This is a genomic window from Phormidesmis priestleyi ULC007, assembly GCF_001895925.1.
Lineage (GTDB): Bacteria > Cyanobacteriota > Cyanobacteriia > Leptolyngbyales > Leptolyngbyaceae > Phormidesmis_A > Phormidesmis_A priestleyi_A.
In genome coordinates this window covers 1-1,010 of the sequence record NZ_MPPI01000118.1, presented here as the reverse complement: position 1 = coordinate 1,010, position 1,010 = coordinate 1, and the positions used below count along the sequence as shown (strand labels likewise).

Annotated in this window: 2 protein-coding genes; both read right to left on the bottom strand. The window is 45.7% G+C overall.

Annotated features, from left to right (window positions below; translation table 11 throughout):
* Positions 1-276: 276 nt before the first annotated feature.
* Complete coding sequence (locus tag BRW63_RS29380) at positions 277-516, bottom strand: hypothetical protein (protein WP_223257542.1); 240 nt, start codon at positions 514-516, stop codon at positions 277-279.
* Between the two features lie 3 nt (positions 517-519).
* The gene (locus BRW63_RS29375; protein ID WP_223257541.1) at positions 520-771 is read right to left on the bottom strand and encodes a hypothetical protein; all 252 of its coding nucleotides are present in this window, start codon (positions 769-771) and stop codon (positions 520-522) included.
* Positions 772-1,010 lie beyond the last annotated feature (239 nt).

Below are 1,010 nucleotides of genomic sequence, written 5' to 3'. Positions count from 1 at the left end.
ATGTTCGATAATCAGTATGACTTAGCCAAGGTGGTGATGCGGGGGATGGAATCCCGGAGTCAATCGGGTGAGTACTCACTGGAGCGTTTTATATTTAATTGCGCCTAGCTACTTACTGCTGCACCCAAGCTGATTCCAATGGCAATTTCGATCGCAATGTTGCCGAATGCTGCACCAATGGCAGTACCGACTCCAACGCCGATCGCCATTCCTATAGCCATGTATATATCTTTGCCTGCAAACATATCTATATCTATCCTCCAACCCGACATTGGCTTATGGATAATCGATGGCTTTCTTTTTAGGTATTTCAACCAACACCGAGAGCGCCAGCAAACTTAGCCCCAAGAGTTTAATGACAGCATTGATGGCGTGAGCACATTCCCATTGATCTCGATAGCGTGCCCAGTTTGCCGGAACTGGGTGAGTCAGCCATTGAGCAAATTCAGCATTCATCGGTGCCACAAACAAGATCCAACTCACAAATGCCAGCACCAAAAGCAATGCTCCACTCAACGTTCAATAGAAAATTGAACGGTGTTTGCGGACTAAAAAAGCCAGTACCATTGCCGCTAGAATTGCACCGATTTCAAACGCTGCACCAACTGAGCCAAATAGTCGATAGACGTTTTTAAAAACTGTTACCTCAACCCAAAGTTGTTGGTCAAATTTCATAAGTTGCGGCAATTCTAGTAAATGTGCCATAGATAAGCTGAGACTCAGCGAAGTCGGCATAATTGTGATGAATCGCCACGTTTGTATGAGTGTCATTTTTTCAACCTCTTCCGTTGATAACTGAGTCAGCAAAACTGGGCGAGATCCGAGAAAGCAGAGCTAAACCGTAACTACTCAGGTTGAGGGATAGTCGGATTGCCCAAGAACACTTGCTTGAGTGCGTCCAATACATTGAATCCTTGCTTCTTGAGCGTGGAAATGTAGCCCCGAATGCGACCAAACATTTGCGCCCCTTCGACCGAGCGAAATCCACCGGATATCTTCTGCTTCAATTT